Source organism: Roseovarius tolerans, assembly GCF_028885395.1.
GTDB lineage: Bacteria > Pseudomonadota > Alphaproteobacteria > Rhodobacterales > Rhodobacteraceae > Roseovarius > Roseovarius tolerans.
Genome location: NZ_CP118494.1, coordinates 3,414,067 through 3,432,394 on the forward strand (window position 1 = coordinate 3,414,067; position 18,328 = coordinate 3,432,394).

17 protein-coding genes and 3 pseudogenes are annotated in these 18,328 nt (G+C 63.6%); 11 read left to right on the top strand and 9 right to left on the bottom strand.

Translation table 11 applies throughout. The features are described from left to right. Window positions 1-35: 35 nt before the first annotated feature. From PVU19_RS16900 to PVU19_RS16940, 9 genes and pseudogenes are all read left to right on the top strand, one after another. A complete protein-coding gene (locus tag PVU19_RS16900) occupies window positions 36-1,247 on the top strand; it encodes a GTP-binding protein (RefSeq protein WP_050662097.1) in 1,212 nt (403 codons plus the stop codon). Beyond that, window positions 1,244-1,879: a DUF1826 domain-containing protein gene (locus PVU19_RS16905; RefSeq protein ID WP_050662098.1), complete on the top strand. Its 636-nt coding sequence runs from the start codon at window positions 1,244-1,246 to the stop codon at window positions 1,877-1,879. Before PVU19_RS16900 ends, PVU19_RS16905 begins: the two co-directional genes overlap by 4 nt. Further along, window positions 1,876-2,199 (top strand): DUF6525 family protein, encoded by a 324-nt coding sequence (locus PVU19_RS16910; RefSeq protein ID WP_050662099.1) that lies wholly within the window; start codon window positions 1,876-1,878, stop codon window positions 2,197-2,199. Before PVU19_RS16905 ends, PVU19_RS16910 begins: the two co-directional genes overlap by 4 nt. 51 nt (window positions 2,200-2,250) lie before the next feature. Further along, window positions 2,251-2,568 (top strand): ArsR/SmtB family transcription factor, encoded by a 318-nt coding sequence (locus PVU19_RS16915; protein ID WP_050662100.1) that lies wholly within the window; start codon window positions 2,251-2,253, stop codon window positions 2,566-2,568. 43 nt (window positions 2,569-2,611) lie between these two features. Continuing rightward, window positions 2,612-3,661: a permease gene (locus PVU19_RS16920; protein ID WP_235575722.1), complete on the top strand. Its 1,050-nt coding sequence runs from the start codon at window positions 2,612-2,614 to the stop codon at window positions 3,659-3,661. A gap of 359 nt (window positions 3,662-4,020) precedes the next feature. After that, window positions 4,021-5,439, top strand: a pseudogene (locus tag PVU19_RS16925) (circularly permuted type 2 ATP-grasp protein). Window positions 5,440-5,443: 4 nt separating this feature from the next. Further along, window positions 5,444-6,385 carry an alpha-E domain-containing protein gene (locus tag PVU19_RS16930; protein WP_050662102.1) on the top strand — a complete coding sequence of 314 codons (942 nt, stop codon included), beginning with the start codon at window positions 5,444-5,446 and terminating at the stop codon, window positions 6,383-6,385. 3 nt (window positions 6,386-6,388) lie between these two features. Then, a complete protein-coding gene (locus tag PVU19_RS16935) occupies window positions 6,389-7,186 on the top strand; it encodes a transglutaminase family protein (protein ID WP_050662103.1) in 798 nt (265 codons plus the stop codon). 9 nt (window positions 7,187-7,195) lie between these two features. Continuing rightward, window positions 7,196-7,930, top strand: a complete 735-nt coding sequence (locus PVU19_RS16940) for a proteasome-type protease (RefSeq protein ID WP_050662104.1) — start codon at window positions 7,196-7,198, stop codon at window positions 7,928-7,930. A 6-nt stretch (window positions 7,931-7,936) separates the two neighbouring features. On the opposite strand, the gene arsB is transcribed toward PVU19_RS16940, so the two are convergent. From arsB to PVU19_RS16955, 3 genes and pseudogenes are all read right to left on the bottom strand, one after another. Further along, complete coding sequence (gene arsB / locus PVU19_RS16945; protein WP_050662105.1) at window positions 7,937-8,944, bottom strand: ACR3 family arsenite efflux transporter; 1,008 nt, start codon at window positions 8,942-8,944, stop codon at window positions 7,937-7,939. Further along, window positions 8,941-10,209 carry an organoarsenical effux MFS transporter ArsJ gene (arsJ, locus tag PVU19_RS16950; protein ID WP_050662106.1) on the bottom strand — a complete coding sequence of 423 codons (1,269 nt, stop codon included), beginning with the start codon at window positions 10,207-10,209 and terminating at the stop codon, window positions 8,941-8,943. The genes arsB and arsJ overlap by 4 nt, the downstream gene beginning before the upstream one ends. Beyond that, window positions 10,206-10,850: pseudogene (locus PVU19_RS16955) on the bottom strand (ArsJ-associated glyceraldehyde-3-phosphate dehydrogenase); the annotation flags it as partial. The pseudogene PVU19_RS16955 and the gene arsJ, both read right to left, overlap by 4 nt. Window positions 10,851-10,906: 56 nt before the next feature. Between PVU19_RS16955 and istA the strand changes: the two are divergent. Next, the gene (gene istA, locus PVU19_RS16960) at window positions 10,907-12,403 is read left to right on the top strand and encodes an IS21 family transposase (protein ID WP_420833234.1); all 1,497 of its coding nucleotides are present in this window, start codon (window positions 10,907-10,909) and stop codon (window positions 12,401-12,403) included. Further along, window positions 12,400-13,164, top strand: a complete 765-nt coding sequence (istB, locus tag PVU19_RS16965) for an IS21-like element helper ATPase IstB (protein WP_274789796.1) — start codon at window positions 12,400-12,402, stop codon at window positions 13,162-13,164. The genes istA and istB overlap by 4 nt, the downstream gene beginning before the upstream one ends. 158 nt (window positions 13,165-13,322) lie before the next feature. On the opposite strand, the pseudogene PVU19_RS16970 reads toward istB, so the two are convergent. The 6 genes and pseudogenes from PVU19_RS16970 to parE form a co-directional block, all read right to left on the bottom strand. Continuing rightward, window positions 13,323-13,745, bottom strand: a pseudogene (locus PVU19_RS16970) (glyceraldehyde 3-phosphate dehydrogenase NAD-binding domain-containing protein); the annotation flags it as partial. Next, complete coding sequence (locus tag PVU19_RS16975; protein ID WP_050663225.1) at window positions 13,742-14,593, bottom strand: arsenate reductase/protein-tyrosine-phosphatase family protein; 852 nt, start codon at window positions 14,591-14,593, stop codon at window positions 13,742-13,744. The gene PVU19_RS16975 and the pseudogene PVU19_RS16970, both read right to left, overlap by 4 nt. A 110-nt stretch (window positions 14,594-14,703) precedes the next feature. Beyond that, window positions 14,704-14,835 (bottom strand): hypothetical protein, encoded by a 132-nt coding sequence (locus tag PVU19_RS16980; RefSeq protein WP_254892329.1) that lies wholly within the window; start codon window positions 14,833-14,835, stop codon window positions 14,704-14,706. 264 nt (window positions 14,836-15,099) lie between these two features. Continuing rightward, a complete protein-coding gene (locus PVU19_RS16985; RefSeq protein WP_050663224.1) occupies window positions 15,100-15,741 on the bottom strand; it encodes a hypothetical protein in 642 nt (213 codons plus the stop codon). Continuing rightward, window positions 15,738-16,148 (bottom strand): RusA family crossover junction endodeoxyribonuclease, encoded by a 411-nt coding sequence (locus tag PVU19_RS16990; RefSeq protein WP_082237697.1) that lies wholly within the window; start codon window positions 16,146-16,148, stop codon window positions 15,738-15,740. Before PVU19_RS16990 ends, PVU19_RS16985 begins: the two co-directional genes overlap by 4 nt. Window positions 16,149-16,163: 15 nt before the next feature. Further along, entirely contained in the window at window positions 16,164-18,119 is a 1,956-nt protein-coding gene (parE, locus tag PVU19_RS16995; protein ID WP_050663223.1) for a DNA topoisomerase IV subunit B, read from the bottom strand. Window positions 18,120-18,328 lie beyond the last annotated feature (209 nt).

Consider the following 18,328-nt stretch of genomic DNA (forward strand, 5'->3'; position numbering starts at 1 on the left):
AATAACATTACACTAATTAAACCACGAGGTGCCCCATGACCGAAACCGATCCACGCCTGCCCGTCACCGTCCTGTCCGGTTTTCTCGGGGCCGGCAAGACGACGCTGCTCAACCGTGTGCTGAACAATCGCGAGGGCCGTCGCGTGGCGGTGATCGTCAATGACATGTCCGAGGTGAATATAGACGCCGATCTGGTGCGTGCCGAGACCGAGTTGAGCCGCACAGACGAGACGCTGGTCGAGATGTCGAACGGCTGCATCTGCTGCACGCTGCGCGACGATCTGCTGGCCGAGGTGCGCCGCCTCGCGGGGGAGGGACGGTTCGATTATCTGCTGATCGAATCGACCGGCATTTCCGAGCCGCTGCCCGTTGCCGCCACCTTCGAGTTTCGCGACGAGGCGGGCGAGAGCCTGGCGGATGTGGCGCGGCTCGATACGATGGTGACGGTGGTCGATGCGGTGAACCTGTTGCGCGATTTTTCCAGCCACGATTTCCTGCGCGACCGGGGCGAGAGCCTGGTCGGACCGGGGGGCGACGCGGATGAGCGCACGCTGGTGCATCTGCTGACCGATCAGATCGAGTTTGCCGATGTGGTGATCCTCAACAAGGTGAGCGACGCCGCCCCGCACCAGCGCGACGCGGCGCGCAAGATCATCCGCAGCCTGAATGCCGATGCGCGGGTGATCGAAACCGATCATGGGGCCGTCAGCGCGGATGCGATCCTTGCCACGGGCCTTTTCGATTTCGACAAGGCGCATGAGCATCCGATGTGGGCAAAAGAACTATACGGGTTCGCGGATCACATGCCCGAGACCGAGGAATACGGTGTCGCCTCTTATACCTACCGGGCGCGCGCGCCGTTTCATCCGCAGGCAATCCATGACGTGCTGAACGGCCCCCTTCCCGGCGTGATCCGGGCCAAGGGGCATTTCTGGATCGCCACGCGGCCCGATTGGGTGGCGGAATTCTCGCTGGCGGGGAGCCTGTCGAGCGTGACGCCCCTAGGCACATGGTGGGCGGCGGTGCCGCGCGAGCGCTGGCCGGATCACGTAGAGGCGCAGGCATATTTGCGGGCGCATTGGCAGGAGCCCTGGGGCGACCGGCGGCAGGAGATCGTCTTTATCGGGGCGGGCATCGACTGGGCCGCGCTGCGTGGCAGGTTGGACGCCGCGCTGATGCAGGATGAGGTTGGCGAGGATCTGCTCGATCCGTTCCCGCGCTGGCGGCGGGCGGAGGCGGCGGCATGACGCTGGCGCGCGAGATCCTGCACGGGGCGGCGATCGGCGTGGGGGTGGCGGACTGTGCCGATGACCTTGATGTGATCGCGCGGCCGGGGGTGGCGGCGGCGCTCTGGCAGCGGCGGGTCGATCCGGATTGGCAGGCTTGGATCAATGGGCTTGCCCCAGAGACGCTACCGCAGCTGCGGGTGATCCTGCGCCCCGACAGGGTGCGCGATGCCGCGCGCGCCGCCTGTGATGCCGCGGGATTGGACGCGAGCGCAGCGCGCGACTGGCTGATTGAGGATATCGCGGCGCTGGCGGATCGCTTTACCGGGCTGATGCGGGCGCGGTTCCTGCGGTTGCGGCTCGACGTGATCGAGACTGATGCCTGTCGTCGCTTTCATATCGACGCGGTCACCGCGCGGCTGATCTGCACCTATCGCGGCATCGGCACGCAATACGGGATCAGCGTGGATGGCGAGGAGCCGCGCCGGGTGTTCACCACGCCGACCGGTGCGCCGCTGGTGCTGCGCGGCACGCTCTGGCCCGGTGATCCGCCCTCGGGGTTGCTGCATCGTTCGCCGCCCATCGAGGGGAGCGGTGAGACGCGGCTCTTGCTGGTGCTCGACCCGGTGGACGAGCCGAAAGAGGCGATATGAGCGGCAGGAATACTGGACGGACAAGCCTGCGCCAACGTCGCCGGTGTCTTGATCCGATGCGCGAGTTCGACCGGCTGCCGCCCGCACTGCGGGCCTGGCTGGCGCGGGCCTGTCTGCCGTGGGGGCCGCGTTCGGTGCTGCGGGCCTATCGGCGTGCCTTGGGTCAAAGCGGGGATGCGGGTCGGGCGCTGCAGGCGCTGGACGCAATCGAGGCGCGGCTGATCGCGCGGGATGCAGCGCGGGTCTGGGGCGATGCGCATCCGGCGGGATTGGGCGAAAGGTTACCGGGGGCGGAGCCTCCCTGCCCCGGGTGTGGATGAGAGGTTGCGAAAAAGACTCGACATAACCGGAATATTGGTTATGTTTGCGATATGAGTATCACGAGCCCCAATGCCCGCGCGCTGGCCGCCCTTGGCCATGACGCCCGCCTGTCGATCTTTCGCCTGCTGGTCAAGGCGGGGCATGACGGGTTGCGGGTCGGCGATATCGGCGCGCATCTGGGGCTGGCGCCCTCGACGCTGGCGCATCACCTGTCGACGCTGGTGGAGGCCGGGCTGGTGGTGCAGCGCAAGGAGGGGCGCGAGGTGTTCAACAGCGTGGATTATCCGGCGATGCAGCGGGTGCTGGGGTTTCTCACCTCGGAATGCTGCGCCGGTGTCACCCTGCAGGCCAAGGACGATGCGGCGTGAGTTTTTTGCGCCCTGAAATAACCAGAATTCCGGAGATATGGATATGACTGACACGAGCCTTTCCCCGACCGGCCCTGTTGCATGGGCCCGCATGCTGTGGCGGGATTACCGGGTGTGGCTGGCCTCGGCGCTGATCCTTGCGGTGGTTGCGCTGCTCGATCCGGCGCAGGCGCGCGACAGCCTTGGGTTTACCGCGCAATCGCTGTTGAACACCGCGCCCTTCCTGATCCTGTCGATCGGTGTGGCGGCCTGGGCCACGGCGACCGGGGCCGACAACCTGATCGCCCGCGCCTTTACCGGTGCGCCGGTGGTGATGATCGGGCTGGCCGCATTGGCCGGGGGCCTCTCGCCGTTTTGTTCCTGCGGAGTGATCCCGCTGATTGCGGCGCTGCTGGCAATGGGCGTGCCGCTCTCGGCGGTGATGGCGTTCTGGCTGGCCTCGCCGGTGATGGACCCGTCGATGTTCGTGCTGACCACGGGGGTTCTGGGGTTGGAGTTCGCGCTCGCCAAGACGCTGGCGGCCGTGGGGCTGGGCGTCTTTGGCGGGGCGGTGGTGCATGTCATGTCCCGCGCCGGTGGGCTGAGCGATCCACTGCGCGAGGGGATCGGCAATGGCGGCTGCGGCGGGGCCAAGCTGCGCGCGCCCAAGCCGGTGGTCTGGCGGTTCTGGCAAGACCCCGAGCGGCGCGCGAAATTCGGACGCGAGGCGCTGAACGTGACGCTGTTCCTCGCCAAATGGCTGACGCTGGCCTTTCTGCTCGAAAGCCTGATGCTGGCCTTTATTCCGGCAGAGACCGTCACCTCGGTTCTGGGTGGCAGCGGGCTCGGCCCCATCGCGCTTGGCACGTTGGTGGGGGTGCCGGCCTATCTCAACGGGTATGCCGCGCTGCCGCTGGTGGGCGGGCTGATCGGACAGGGCATGGCACCCGGCGCGGGGCTGGCCTTTCTGGTGGCAGGGGGTGTGACCTCGCTGCCTGCGGCGATTGCGGTCTGGGCGCTGGTCAAGCCGCGGGTCTTCGCGCTCTATATCGCATTGTCGCTGAGCGGCGCGTTTGCCGCCGGGCTTCTGTTTCACCTGTGGAGCATGGCATGACCGCTGCCGGGTAAGGGGGCGCTGCCCCCGTCGCCGCAAGCGGCGACTCCCCCGGGATATTTTTACAAGTCTGATGACAAGGGTTTGTTCACCCTGATCGTCTAGCCTTGGGGCTGCGGTACAGGCGGGGACGCCGATGACCGCCAAGTGTGATGGCGCGCCGCTTCGATGATCGGGGCGGCGCGTTCACGATGCGTAGGGGGCGATCCAGATATGCCTGAAAATCAGGCAATTGCCGCATCTTATCCCATCCAAACGCCAAAACGCACGCATCCAGGACAATTTTCTGTTCAAAAACAGCCCCGTTGCGGTGTGAGAATATCGGTGTAAGCTGATCTTCTTTGGATGTGGGACGTGGGATGGCGGAGTGTTTTGACGAAATGTGGGGCGATGCGGGCGGGTTGCGCGCGCCTTATCGCGGCTTTCACGACTGGTTCGCCGAGGAAGACCCCAAACGCCTGCGCGCAAAGCAGCGCGAGGCAGAGTAAATATTCCGCCTGACCGGCATCACCTTCAACGTCTATGGCCGCGCCGAGGCCGAGGAACGGCTGATCCCGTTCGACATCGTGCCGCGCATCATGTCGGGAACCGAGTGGCACCGCCTGTCGCGCGGCATCGAGCAGCGGGTGCGCGCGATCAATGCGTTTCTGCACGACATCTACCACAATCAGGAGATCGTGAAGGCGGGTCGTATCCCGCAGGAGATGATCACCCGCAACGACGCCTTTCTGCCGCATATGATCGGGGTCGCGCCGCCGGGCGGGGTCTATACCCATATCGTCGGCATCGACCTTGTCTGCACCGGGGAGGGCGAATTCTACGTGCTCGAGGACAATGCGCGCACGCCCTCGGGGGTCAGCTACATGCTGGAGAACCGCGAGACGATGCTGCAGATGTTCCCGGAACTTTTCTCGCGCAACCGGGTGCAGCCGGTGCAGAATTACCCCGCCAACCTGCGCCGCTCGCTCGCGGCCTGCGCGTCGCCTGCGGCGGGGGTCGATCCGGTGGTCGCGGTGCTGACGCCGGGGATTTTCAATTCCGCCTATTTCGAGCATGCCTTTCTGGCCGATCAGATGGGCGTGGAACTGGTCGAGGGGCATGATTTGCGGGTGGTGGACGGGCGCGTCGCGATGCGCACCACCTGTGGCTACAAGGCCATCGACGTGCTCTATCGCCGCGTCGATGACGAGTTTCTCGACCCGCTCAACTTCAACCCCGAGAGCCAGCTTGGCGTGCCCGGCATCATGGATGTCTACCGCACCGGCGGCATCACCATCGCCAACGCGCCGGGCACCGGCATCGCCGATGACAAGGCGATCTATTCCTACATGCCCGAGATCGTCGAATTCTACACCGGCGAGCGGCCGCTGTTGCAGAACGTGCCGACATGGCGCTGTTCAGATCCCGACTCGCTGGCCTATGTGCTCGACAATCTCGCCGATCTGGTGGTCAAGGAGGTGCATGGCTCGGGCGGGTACGGCATGCTGGTGGGGCCGACCGCCAGCAAGAAGGACATCGCGGCCTTCCGCCGAAAGCTCAAGGCGCGGCCCGGCAATTACATCGCGCAACCGACCCTCAGCCTGTCGACGGTGCCGATCTTTTCGCGCATGGGGCTGACGCCCCGGCATGTCGATCTCCGGCCCTATGTTCTGGTCAGCCCCGAGGGCATCCGGATCACGCCGGGGGGGCTGACGCGGGTGGCGCTGAAGAAGGGATCGCTCGTGGTCAACTCCTCTCAAGGGGGCGGCACCAAGGACACATGGGTGCTGGAGGACTAGGGCGATGCTGGGCAAGACCGCGAATGGAATTTTCTGGATGTATCGCCTGCTGGAGCGGGCCGAGAACACCGCGCGCCTGATCGAGACCGGGCAGCGCATCGCACTGACCCGGCTGAACGAGCCTGACGCGGAGTGGCGGCCGGTGCTGCAATCGGCCTCGGTGCTGGATGCCTATCTGGCGGCCAACGAGACGGTGACCAAGGATGCCGCGGTGGACTGGCTGCTGCGCTCGCACGAGAACCCGTCTTCGGTGCTGTGCTGCATCGAGCAGGCGCGGCAGAACGCGCGGATGGTACGCACCGCCCTGACCGGCGATGTCTGGGAGGCGATCAACGCCACCTACATGCATGCGCGCGAGACGCTGGCGCGCAAGGTCGGGGAACGCGATCTGCCCAACGTGCTGCGCGCGCTGCGGCAGCAGGCGGCGCTGGTGCGCGGCATGACCCACGGCACGATGATGCGCAACGAGATCTACGATTTCGCACGGCTTGGCACCTTTATCGAACGCGCCGACAACACCGCGCGCATTCTCGACGTGAAATACTATGTGCTGCTGCCCTCGACCCTTGCGGTGGGCAGTTCCATCGACAATGTGCAATGGGAAAGCATCCTGCGCTCGCTCTCGGCCAAGGGCGGGTTTCGGATGGAATACGGCTCCAAGCTGGCGCCGCGCGAGATCACGCATTTCCTCGTGCTGGACAAGCGGATGCCGCGCAGTCTGGCCTTCTGCACCTCCAAGATCCGCGACAACCTGAGTTACCTGAATCGCGGCAATCGCGAGCCGGGGCCGTCGCTACGGCTGGTATCGCAGATCGAACAGCAGTATCTTTCGCATGACCTGGACCAGATTTTCGAGTTTGGTCTGCACGAGATGATCACCGAGTTGCTGGGCGCCTTCTCTGGTCTCGCCCGGCAGATCGAGTTGGATTATCGCTTTTATGAGTGATTCATGCGCCTGACCATTCATCACCTGACCAGCTATCGCTTTGCCGAACCGGTGCGGTTCGGCCTGCAACAGGTGCGCAAGACGCCCAAGACCACGCCGCATCAGACCGTGGTCAGCTGGCGCACCGCGATCACCGGCGGCAAGAAGGAACTGAGTTTCGAGGACCATCACAACAACACCACCGAACTGATCAGCCTTGATCGGGATACGCAGATCCTCGACGTGCTGAGCGAGGGCGAGATCGAGGTGAGCGACACCCATGGTATCGTCGGGCCGCATCGGGGGCCTGCGCCGCTCTGGCTCTACAGTCGCGCCACGCCGCGCACCGAGGCGCGCGAGCAGGTGCGCGCCCTGGCCCGCCGCCTGGCACCGGGCAACGATCTTGATCGGCTGCACGCGCTCTGCGGGTTGATCCGCGAGGCGGTGGCCTACGAGACCGGTGCATCCGAACCCACCTGGAGCGCCGAAGACGCGCTGAGCGACGGGCGCGGGGTGTGTCAGGATCACGCCCATATCTTCATCGCCTGCGCGCGGCACCTCGATCTGCCCGCACGCTACGTGTCGGGCTATCTGATGATGGACGACACCACCGATCAGACCGCGATGCACGCCTGGGCCGAGGCCTATCTGGACGGGATCGGCTGGGTCGGGTTCGACGTCTCGAACGGGATTTCGCCGGATGCGCGCTATGTGCGGGTGGCGACGGGGCTGGACTATTCCGATGCGTCTCCGATAACTGGCATGCGGATCGGCGGGCTGTCGGAAACGCTCGGCGTGCAGATCAAGGTTGTTCAGCAGTGAAGGCACAAGATGACCTATTGTGTGGGCATGGCCCTGAAAGACGGCCTGATGTTCATGTCCGACACCCGCACCAATGCGGGCGTGGACAATATCTCGACCTATCGCAAGATGGTGATCTGGGAGGTGCCGGGGCAGCTTTGCCTGACGCTGTTGTCCTCGGGCAACCTTGCCACCACGCAGGCAGTGATCAGCCAGCTTGAGGAACGCGGCAAGGCGCATGACGACCGCAATCCCGATCTGTTGTCGGCGCCGTCGATGTTTCAGGCCGCGCGGATCGTCGCCGAGACCCTGCACGAGGTGGTGGCGGCGCATGAAACCGGCGGGATGAAGGCCGACTCGGCGTTTCACGCCACGCTGATCCTTGGCGGGCAGATCGCGGGCGGGCCGCCACGCCTGTTCCTGATCTACCCCGAGGGCAATTTCATCGAAACCACCGAGGATTCGCCGTTCTTCCAGATCGGGGAAACCAAGTACGGCAAGCCCATCCTTGTGCGCGCCTATGACAAGGATCTGAGTTTCGAACAGGCGATGCGGCTGTTGCTGGTGAGTTTCGATTCAACGATGAAGGCCAATCTCGGGGTGGCCCCGCCGTTCGATTATCATTTCTATGCGGCTGACGGCCTGAGCCGGGGGCGGTCGGGGCGCATTCAGGGGGATGATCCCTATTTCAACCACATCTCGGAGGCCTGGGGGCAGGCGCTGAAGGATGCACTCAGGAGCCTGCCTGAATATTCCGAAGGCTGATCAGCCTCAGGCGAACCGCGCGCGTGTCCGGTTGGCGAAGGCCACGAGCGAGAGCATCACCGGCACCTCGACCAGCACGCCCACCACCGTGGCAAGCGCCGCGCCGGAATTGAGGCCGAAGAGCGAAATCGCCACTGCGACTGCCAGTTCAAAGAAATTCGACGTGCCGATCAGCGCGCAGGGAGCGGCGATGCGGTGCGGCACCTTGAGCATCCATGCCGCCGCGTAGGCCAGCACGAAGATGCCGTAGGATTGCACGAGGATCGGCACCGCGATCAGCCCGATCACCATGGGCCGGTCGAGGATCACCTGCCCCTGAAGGCCGAAGAGGATCACCACCGTCGCGATCAGCCCGATCACCGACCACGGCTTGACCCGCGCCTGGAACACCGCGATGCGGGCCTCGGACCCCAGCCTGCGCCGGGTCCAGATGCCTGCCGCCAGCGGCAGCGCCACGAAGAGCAGGACCGAGAGCAGCAGCGTTTCCCACGGCACGGTGATGTCGGTCACGCCCAGGAGAAACGCCACCAGAGGGGCAAAGACAAAGACCATCACCACGTCGTTCACGCTGACCTGTAGCAGGGTGTAGCTTTCGTCGCCTTTGGTCAGTTGCGACCACACGAAAACCATCGCCGTGCAGGGGGCCGCGCCCAGCAGGATCAGCCCGGCGATATATTGCTGCGCGTCGGCGGGCGCGATGAGATCGGCGAAGATACCCTCGAAGAACAGCACCGCGAGGGCGGCCATGGTGAAGGGCTTGATCAGCCAGTTGACCGCCAGCGTGATGCCGAGGCCGCGCGGTTGCCGCAGCACGTCACGCAGGCTGGAAGGATCGACGCCGACCATCATCGGGTAGACCATCGCCCAGATCAGCACTGCCACCACGAGGTTGACGCGCGCCACTTCGGCCGCAGCAATGGCATTGACCAGCCCCGGAACGGTGTTGCCGAGGGCGATACCCGCGATCATCGCGAGGGCGACCCAGAGGGTCAGGTAACGCTCGAATGCGCTCATGTTGGTGTCTCCGATCCTTGGGTCGCATCAAGCCGCCCGGATGCGAGGGCCGAGGCGGCGATCATCACGCTTGCCGTGCCCAGCATAAGGGGCAAACCGCCCGCCTGATAGGTCAGCCCCGAGAGCACCGTGCCCAGAAGCCGCCCGCCCGCGTTGGCCATGTAGTAGAAGCCCACATCCATTGTCACCCGTTCTGCCTGCGTGAAGGCGAGGATCAGGTAGGAATGCAGCGCCGAATTCACAGCGAATATCGCGCCGAAGGCCAGTAGCCCGGCCACCAGAGTGATGGTGAGCCATGTCTGAGGTCCGCCCGCCAGCAGCGCCGCGACGGTCAGGGCCACCGGCACCACGAGCAGGGCCAGGGCCCATACCCGCGCCGCGCGAATGAGATCGCCTTCGGGGCGGGAGGCCGCGCGCATCAGGCGTGGCGCGCTGGCCTGCACCGCGCCGTAAAGGATGATCCAGCCCGCCATGAACGTGCCGATCATGAAGAACGCCGCCCGATTGCCCGCCTCGGACCCGTCCGAGAGCACGCTGTAGAAATAGACCGGGATGCCCACCACGAACCACACGTCCCGCGCCCCGAAGAGGAACACGCGCGCTGCCGAGAGCCAGTTGACGTTGGCGGATTTCGAGAAGACCTCGGAAAACTTCGCGCCCTTGCGGCCCGTGGGCAGGCCCGGCGGCATGGCGAGTGCCACCGCGACAAGGATCACCGCCAGCACCGCCGCCATCGCCCAGACCGCGCCGACGAAGCCGATCCCGGCGAGGAGCGCCGCGCCCAGCAGGAAGCCCAGCCCCTTGACCGCGTTCTTCGAGCCGGTGAGCGCCGCAACCCAGCGGAACAGCCCGCCGTCACCCTTGGGTGCGAGCAGCTTGACGGCGGATTTCGAGGACATCTTGGCGAGATCCTTGGCCACGCCGGAGGCCCCCTGCACCACCATCACGTAAGCGACCGAAAGCGCGACGGTCCATGCGGGATCAAGCTGCGCGAGGGCTATGAGGGCCAGCACCTGAAGGCCGAGCCCGGCGTAGAGCGTCGAGGTGAGACCAAACCGCGCCGCGATCCAGCCTGCGGAAAGGTTGGTCACCATGCCCGCGATCTCGTATAGGACAAAGAGATAGGCCAGCTGCACCGGGGTGAACCCGAGCGTGTGAAAGTGCAAGAGCACCAGCATCCGCAGCGCGCCATCGGTCAGCATGAAGGCCCAATAGGCCGCCGTGACAGCGATATAGGCGCTCAGGCCTTCGGGACGTGCCGTCAAACCGTGGCCCCCACCATCATGGCCACGTCGACGAGGCGATGCGCATAGCCCATCTCGTTGTCGTACCATGCATAGACCTTTACCTGCGTGCCATTGATGACCATGGTCGAGGGCGCATCGACGATGCCGGAGCGGGTGTCGTTGGTGTAATCGGCGCTGACGAGGGGCCGCGTCTCATAGCCGAGGATACCGGCGAGCGGCCCTTGGGCGGCGGCCTGAAAGAGGGCATTGACCTCCTCCACGGTCGTCTCGCGGTCCATCTCGAACACGCAATCGGTGATCGATGCGTTGAGCAGCGGCACGCGCACGGCGTGGCCGTTCAGACGCCCGGTGAGTTCGGGATAGATCAGCGTGATCGCCGTGGCGCTGCCCGTCGTCGTGGGGATCAGCGAGTTCAAAGCCGACCGCGCGCGGCGCAGGTCCTTGGCGGGGCGGTCCACGATGGTCTGCGTGTTGGTCACGTCATGGATCGTGGTGATCGAGCCGTGCTTGATGCCGATGGCCTCGTGCAGCACCTTGACCACCGGGGCGAGGCAATTGGTGGTGCAGCTTGCCGCCGTGACGATGCGGTGGCGGGCGGGCTCATTGAGAACGGCGGTGCAAAACTCGGCCACGGTAGCGGCGGGATAGTCCTGCTGCGGGCGGTGTAAAAACCGGCCATTTTGCTCTTCTTGTGACGGCAAGAGGGGGCGTGGAGATGCATACCGTGGATTTGTATTTGAAGGTTCGCCTGGCGTGTGGCGAAGGCATGAGCCAGCGAGAAGCAGCGCGTCATTTCAATGTTTCGCGCGACAGCGTAGCCAAGATGCTGGCGTTTTCAGCGCCGCCCGGTTACCGGCGCCAGAAGCCGATCAAGCGCCCGAAGCTGGACGGGTTCACCGAGATTATCGACGCGTGGCTGGACGGGGATCGTGAGACCCACCGCAAGCAGCGCCATACCGCCAAGCGGGTATATGACCGGTTGCGCGAGGAGCACGGTTTCACCGGCGGCTACACGATCATCAAGGACTATATCCGGGACCGCGAGCGGCGTGGACGTGAGATGTTCGTGCCGCTCGCCCACCCGCCCGGGGATGCCCAGGCGGATTTCGGCGAAGCCATGGTGATCATCGATGGCGTCGAGCAGAAGGCCCATTTCTTCGTCTTGGATTTGCCGCACAGCGACGCCTGCTTTGTGCGGGCCTATCCCGCGGCGACGGCGGAGGCGTGGATGGATGGCCACGTCCACGCCTTTGCCTTCTTCAGCGGCGTCCCGCACTCCATCCTTTATGACAACGATCGTTGCCTGGTCTCGAAGATCCTGGCCGACGGGACGCGCCAGCGCGCCACGCTGTTCAGTGCCCTGCAGTCGCATTACCTGTTCCATGACCGCTACGGGCGGCCGGGCAAGGGAAACGACAAGGGTAAAGTCGAGGGCATCGTTGGTTACGCCCGCCGGAACTTCATGGTGCCGGTCCCGCGTTTTGCCAGCTGGGACGCGTTCAACGCGGATCTGGAGGCCCAGTGCCGCAATCGCCAGAACGAGATCCTGCGTGGCCATAAGGAAACGATTGGCGAACGGCTGCAGCGCGATCTGGCGGCGATGAAGCCACTGCCCGGGGCTCCATTCGAGGCTTGCGCGCAAGCCAGCGGCCAGGTCAGTTCGCAATCGCTCGTGCGCTACGAGACCAACGATTACTCGGTTCCCGTCGCCTATGGTCATCAGAATGTCTGGGTGCGCGGCTATGTCGATCAGGTCGTGATCGGCTGCCGTGGAGACGTGATCGCCCGGCATCCGCGGTGTTACGCGCGCGAGGATGTGGTCTTCGATCCGATTCATTATCTCCCGCTGATCGAACGCAAGATCAATGCCCTGGATCAGGCTGCGCCCTTGGCAGCGTGGGATCTGCCCGAAGAGTTCCAGACCCTGCGCCGCCTCATGGAGGCACACATGCTGAAGATGGGACGGCGTGAGTATGTGCAAGTCCTGAGACTGCTGGAGACATTCGGCCTCGACGACCTGCATGGCGCGGTCAAGGAGGCCCTGCGCCTGCGCGCGACGGGCTTCGATGCGGTCAAGCACATTCTGCTCTGTCGGATCGAGAAGCGCCCGCCCAAGCTTGACTTGGCCAGCTATCCCTACCTGCCGCGTGCCGATGTTGGGACGACCTCGGCTGCCAGCTACATGACCCTGATGACAGAGGCGACGGGATGACGGAGGCTCCGCAGATCCTGCTCAACCATCACCTGAAGACGCTGAAGCTGCCCACCTTCCTGCGCGAATACGAGAAGCAGGCACGTCAATGCGCCACTGAAGGGCTGGATCACGTCCAGTTCCTGGCGCGCCTCGTCGAAATGGAAATGATCGACCGCGAACGGCGGATGATCGAGCGTCGCATCAAGGCCGCGAAGTTCCCGGCCGCCAAGAGCCTGGACAGCTTCGACTTCAAGGCGATCCCGAAGCTCAACAAGATGCAGGTGTTGGAATTGGCCCGCTGCGGATGGATCGAGCGGCGCGAGAACACCATCGCCCTCGGGCCAAGCGGCACCGGCAAGACGCACATCGCCCTGGGCCTCGGGTTGGCGGCCTGCCAGAAGGGGTTGCCCGTCCGCTTCACCACCGCCGCAGCGCTGGTCAATGAATTGATGGAGGCCCGCGACGAGCGCCGTCTGCTGCGCCTGCAAAAGCAACTGGCCAGCGTCAAGCTGCTCATCATCGACGAGCTGGGCTTCGTGCCGCTCTCCAAGACCGGCGCCGAGCTGCTGTTCGAGCTGATCTCGCAGCGCTACGAGCGTGGTGCCACGCTGATCACCAGCAACCTGCCGTTCGACGAATGGACCGAAACCTTCGGCACCGAGCGCCTGACCGGCGCGCTCCTCGACAGGCTGACGCACCACGTCAACATTCTCGAGATGAACGGCGAGAGCTATCGTCTCGCTCAAAGCCGCGCGCGCAAGTCCAACAACAACGCCTGATCCAGCCTATCCAGATTTGGCCCTGACGGGCCAAAGCGGCCAGTCAACCGCCAGCTATTTGGGAAGCGCGGCTGACTGGCCGCCGCCTCGTGCCGCGCGTTACGCCCAAACCCAAAGTGGCCGGTTTTTGCGCCGCCCTGTGGCTGGATTTTACTCCGGCGTTGACACTCATAGATGTCGTGATTGACGCCGTAGACGATATTGGCGGCGTCGCCGTCCTTGACCGGGGCGGAGACGACAACCTTTTTCACGCCTGCGTCGAAATAGGGGGCGAGTTTCGCCTCGGTTTTGAAAACGCCGGTGCAGTCGATCACCACATCGACGCCCTCGAGCGGCAAGGCGCTCAGATCGCGCGTGCCGATGAAGGGCAGGCGCGTGCCGTCGATGGTGACGCTGTCCGCGTCATGCGCAAACACGGCATCCCACCGGCCATGCACGGTGTCGAATTCCAGCAGGTGGGCGTGCATTTCCGCATCGCCCACGGCGTCGTTGATCCACGCGATTTGCGCGCCGCGCTCCAAGAGCGGCTTGAGGATCAGCTTGCCGATCCGGCCCAGACCATTGACCGCATAGACCGTCATGCCTCGGCCTCGTCCGCCGCGCGGCCGATCTCGTCCACGGCGGCCTGCAGGCTGACGCGGTCGAGCGTCTCGACCGGCAAGGCGGCAAAGGCGGTGATCCGGTTCTTGAGCGCGCCGTAGGCCTGCTGGAAGGCGAGGCTTTTCTGCGCGTCGGTGCCGGTGGCCAGCACCGGGTCGGGGGTGCCCCAATGGGCGCTGACGGGCTGTCCGGCCCAGGCCGGGCAATCCTCGTTGGCGGCGCGGTCGCAGACGGTGAAGACGAAATCCATCACCGGGGCATCCGGCGCGGTGAACTCGTCCACATGCTTGGCGCGCAGGGCGGAGACGTCATGGCCCTTGGATTTCAGCACCTCGAGCGCGAAGGGGTTCAATTCGGAAAACGGCCGCGTGCCGGCGGAATGGACGGTGAACCGATCCCCCGCCATGTCGCGCAGCAGCGTTTCGGCAAAGATCGAGCGGGCGGAGTTGCCCACGCAGATGAAGAGCGCGTTGTAGGTCTTGTCGGCCATGTCCGGGCCTCCTTGCAAGGTGGGGGGCAGGTTAGAGGTGGGGGCGCAGATATCGGGCCGCCCGCGACAGCAATCATTGAGCAGGTAATCGAAGGTGCGACGCACCTCTGGCATGTTCATGGAATAGCGGAGCGACGTGCCGTTGCGTTCCTGCGTGACCAGCCCGGCGCGCATCAGCGCATTGAGATAGGCCGAGAGGGTCGACGGCTTGAGGCTGAGCGCCTCGGCCAACTCGCCCGCCGGAACCCGGTCGGGATAGCGCCGCATCAGGAGCCGGAACAGCTCCAGCCGCTGCGGATGGCCGAGGGTGGCGAGCCTGTCGGGAATCTCTTTTTCCATATTTCGTGAATATGTGAAATATGAAAGCGAGTCCAGTGAAGGTTTGATGACAGGAATGTGTCGAAGGGGACGCGCGGGGCGGGGGCCGCTCCGCGCGCGATGGTCTTAAGTTACTTGACCGGCTTGCCCGCGATCACCGTGGGGTTCTTTCCGGCGTTGGAATTCGCGGTGGCAAGGACCTTGGGCGTTTCCTTCTTCGGCTTCTTGGCCTCGCGGTTGCCCCGGTTTTTTTCTTTGGACATGGGTTCGACTCCTGAAAGATCCCGGCCGGGCGGGATGCCGGGCCGGTCCGTGCTCAGGGGTTCAGGGGAGCCTGACAGGGTCAGGGCGATGAGCCCTTGGGCGCAGCGGATACGGCGCGGGGCCGGTGCTGCAGGATGGAAGATAAGGGGGCCGGGGCGTGGCGGCAAGAGGGGTGATGGGGCCGCGCGGTCGACGGGCCGCAGTGCGGCGATCTACGGGTGTGAATTTAAACCACCGCGTCGAATCGGTTGGTGGTGTGACCCTTAATCGTGTTCGATCGCAACCAAGTACCCTACTGCAGATGTCACAGCCTCCACATCTTCCTTTGTAACTTGGATACTGAGTTCACCATGCACTATGCTGTTTCTCTTTGAAATTAATGTTCGAAGCTTGCTAGCCGTTTCATAATCAATCAGACCCCTTTCTGCGAGAACAGTCACGATCCGTCCGGGGGTTTGCGGTTTCGCAAAAATCTTCGGATGCAGATGTCTCGCGGCCGCCTCAAAAGTCGCCCATGCGAGCAGGAGGGCCGCTTGGGGGTTGTTGTGCTCAGTTATCGCTTTGACTTGGCATAAAGCTTCATAGATTGAGTGAGTTCCCTGCTTGACAGGGCCTTCATCTTTCATGATCTCGTCCGCGTATATTATCTTGAAAGACCAATTTGGCTGCTCTTCAATACTTCTCTTAAGTTCCTCGAGTTTTTTATGTATCGATTCATTACGTTTCGCCTTTATCTCGAAAGCAATATAGTCGTCACCCTTTTGAGCTATAAAATCAGGAACGTATCCGCGAAACTTGGGCGGCATCATTTGACGAGAAGGATCCTCGACCACTATGTAACCGTCTTGTTCCAACTTAGGCCTCAATTGTTCAAGGGCCAAACGCTCAATCTCTGATCCAATCATCGGGCCTCACTCCATGGGGTGTCTGTAACGCAGATATAAACGAATGGCGGATCATTGACCAACGCTTCAGCAACTAGATCTGGGAGTTCATACTTAGTTTCGTAGTCTTCTGGAAGAAAACGCTGAGCAACGACCCTTGTTATCTGGCGGTCATCCACGCAAACAACACCCTTAATCGCATCTTGAATACGTTTTATTATATTGTCGACATCGCCCTGTGGGGCGTCAGAAGGGAAATCATATATCGTAAGAGACAATACTGCGTCTGTCGGCATCCAGTGTTGCGGCAGAGCCTCTGTGGCGGCACTCGCAACTGCGTCCATCCAGGGCTGTTTGCTCTTCTTCGCTTTAGAACTTACCGGGGTGCCTTGAACCGCGAAGGTCAATGGAAATACACATTCGAACATTCCCTCACCCCTCCCTCAAACATCCAACTCCTCCACGAACCGCGCGTTCTCGGAGATATACTGGAACCGCAGTTCCGGCTTTTTCCCCATCAGGCGCTCCACCAGATCGCCGGTCTGGCCCGGTTCGTCCTCGTCTATCGTGACGCGGATGAGTTTGCGGGTGGCCGGGTCCATGGTGGTTTCCTTGAGGTCCTTGGCGTCCATTTCGCCCAGACCCTTGAAGCGGCTGTAGTCGATCTTGCCCTTGCCGCCGAGGCCCTTTTCCATCCAGGCGTCGCGCTCGGCCTCGTCGAGGCAATAGACCCGCTTCGCCCCTTGCGTCAGCCGGTAGAGCGGCGGGCAGGCGAGGTAGAGATGGCCCGCGTCGATCATCGGGCGCATCTGGGTGAAAAAGAAGGTCATCAGCAGGGCCGCGATATGCGCGCCGTCGACATCGGCGTCGGTCATGATGATGACCTTGTCATAGCGCAGATCGTCGAGGTTGAATTTGGTCCCCAAGCCCACGCCAAGCGCCTGTGTCAGGTCGTTGATTTCCTGATTGCTGCCCAGCTTGGACGAGGCCGCGCCCAGCACGTTGAGGATCTTGCCCCTGAGCGGCAAAAGCGCCTGTGTCTTGCGGTCCCGCCCCATCTTGGCGGAGCCGCCAGCCGAGTCGCCCTCGACGATGAAGAGTTCCGTGCCGTCGCGGGTGTTCGAGGTGCAATCCACCAGCTTGCCGGGCAGGCGCAGTTTCTTGGTGGCGGTCTTGCGGGCGGTTTCCTTTTCCTGCCGGCGGCGCAGCCGTTCCTCGGCACGCAGCACGAGGAAATCGAGGATCGCACCGGCGGATTTGGTGTCGGCCGCCAGCCAGTTGTCGAAATGGTCGCGCACCGCGCCCTCGACCATGCGCTGCGCGTCGGTGGTGGCCAGCCGGTCCTTGGTCTGGCCGACGAATTCCGGCTCTCGGATAAAGCACGAGACCAGCGCGCAGCCCCCCGATATGAGGTCATCACGGGTGATCTGCGCGGCCTTGCGGGTGTTGCTCAGCTCGCCATACGCCTTGATGCCCTTGAGGATCGCGGCCCAGAACCCGGCCTCGTGGGTGCCGCCCTCGGGGGTGGGGACGGTGTTGCAATAGGACTGGATGAAACCGTCGCGCGCCGGTGTCCAGTTGATCGCCCATTCGACCTTGCCGGGCACGTTGTACTTGTCGCGAAAATCGACCGTCCCGGCGAAGGGGCGCTCGGCATAGGTGGTGCTGGTGCCAAGCGTCTCGGCGAGGTAATCGGCGAGACCACCGGGGAATTTGAACGTCGCCTCCTGCGGGGTTTCGCCATCGCTGATCTCGGTTTTCCAGCGGATTTCCACGCCCGAGAACAGATAGGCCTTGGAGCGCGCCATCTTGAAAAGCCGCGCGGGCTTGAGCGTGAGCGAGCCGAAGATCTCGGGGTCGGGGTGGAAGGTGACGGATGTGCCGCGCCGGTTGGGGGCCGCGCCGATCTTTTCCAGCGGGCCCTGCGGTAACCCGCGCGAGAACTCCATGCGATAGAGTTCACGGTTGCGCGCCACCTCGACGCTGAGATGATCGGAAAGCGCGTTCACCACCGAAGAGCCGACGCCGTGCAAGCCGCCCGAGGTCTGGTAGCTGTCGCCAGAAAACTTGCCGCCCGCGTTGAGCGTGCAGAAGATGATCTCGAGCGCGGTCTTGCTGGGGTCCTTGGGATGCGGATCAACCGGGATGCCGCGCCCGTTGTCGCGCACGCTGACATGGCCGTTGGCATGCAGTTCCACCTCGATCCATGTGGCGTGGCCCGCCACCGCCTCATCCATCGAGTTGTCGATGATTTCGGCTACCATGTGGTGCAGGGCGCGGTCATCCTTGCCGCCGATATACATGCCCGGACGCAGGCGGACATGCTCCATATCCTCGAGCACCTGAATGGAGGAGGCGTCATACTCGGATTTCGGGGTGGGCGAGAGAAGATCGTTCATGCCGCTGCTCTTTGCTTTTATGGGTTGGCGGGCATTATGGCAGAGGGGGCCGGGCGGGGAAAGGGATTGCGCACCGGGCCCGGTGTCGCGCAGTTGTATTTTCTGCAAGAGCGCATTGAGGAAAACTGCAACGCATTTGCCTCAATTCGGCCACACTTAAAAAACAACCTCAACGTGTAGTTGGTTCCGCTTCCTGTTTTGTTTGAACG

Coding starts and splice junctions, on each gene's coding strand:
- PVU19_RS16900 (WP_050662097.1), top strand. CDS start 36: ATGACCGAAACCGATCCACGCCTGCCCGTCACCGTCCTGTCCGGTTTT.
- PVU19_RS16905 (WP_050662098.1), top strand. CDS start 1,244: ATGACGCTGGCGCGCGAGATCCTGCACGGGGCGGCGATCGGCGTGGGG.
- PVU19_RS16910 (WP_050662099.1), top strand. CDS start 1,876: ATGAGCGGCAGGAATACTGGACGGACAAGCCTGCGCCAACGTCGCCGG.
- PVU19_RS16915 (WP_050662100.1), top strand. CDS start 2,251: ATGAGTATCACGAGCCCCAATGCCCGCGCGCTGGCCGCCCTTGGCCAT.
- PVU19_RS16920 (WP_235575722.1), top strand. CDS start 2,612: ATGACTGACACGAGCCTTTCCCCGACCGGCCCTGTTGCATGGGCCCGC.
- PVU19_RS16930 (WP_050662102.1), top strand. CDS start 5,444: ATGCTGGGCAAGACCGCGAATGGAATTTTCTGGATGTATCGCCTGCTG.
- PVU19_RS16935 (WP_050662103.1), top strand. CDS start 6,389: ATGCGCCTGACCATTCATCACCTGACCAGCTATCGCTTTGCCGAACCG.
- PVU19_RS16940 (WP_050662104.1), top strand. CDS start 7,196: ATGACCTATTGTGTGGGCATGGCCCTGAAAGACGGCCTGATGTTCATG.
- arsB (WP_050662105.1), bottom strand. CDS start 8,944: ATGAGCGCATTCGAGCGTTACCTGACCCTCTGGGTCGCCCTCGCGATG.
- istA (WP_420833234.1), top strand. CDS start 10,907: ATGCATACCGTGGATTTGTATTTGAAGGTTCGCCTGGCGTGTGGCGAA.
- istB (WP_274789796.1), top strand. CDS start 12,400: ATGACGGAGGCTCCGCAGATCCTGCTCAACCATCACCTGAAGACGCTG.
- PVU19_RS16975 (WP_050663225.1), bottom strand. CDS start 14,593: ATGGAAAAAGAGATTCCCGACAGGCTCGCCACCCTCGGCCATCCGCAG.
- PVU19_RS16980 (WP_254892329.1), bottom strand. CDS start 14,835: ATGTCCAAAGAAAAAAACCGGGGCAACCGCGAGGCCAAGAAGCCGAAG.
- PVU19_RS16985 (WP_050663224.1), bottom strand. CDS start 15,741: ATGATTGGATCAGAGATTGAGCGTTTGGCCCTTGAACAATTGAGGCCT.
- PVU19_RS16990 (WP_082237697.1), bottom strand. CDS start 16,148: ATGTTCGAATGTGTATTTCCATTGACCTTCGCGGTTCAAGGCACCCCG.
- parE (WP_050663223.1), bottom strand. CDS start 18,119: ATGAACGATCTTCTCTCGCCCACCCCGAAATCCGAGTATGACGCCTCC.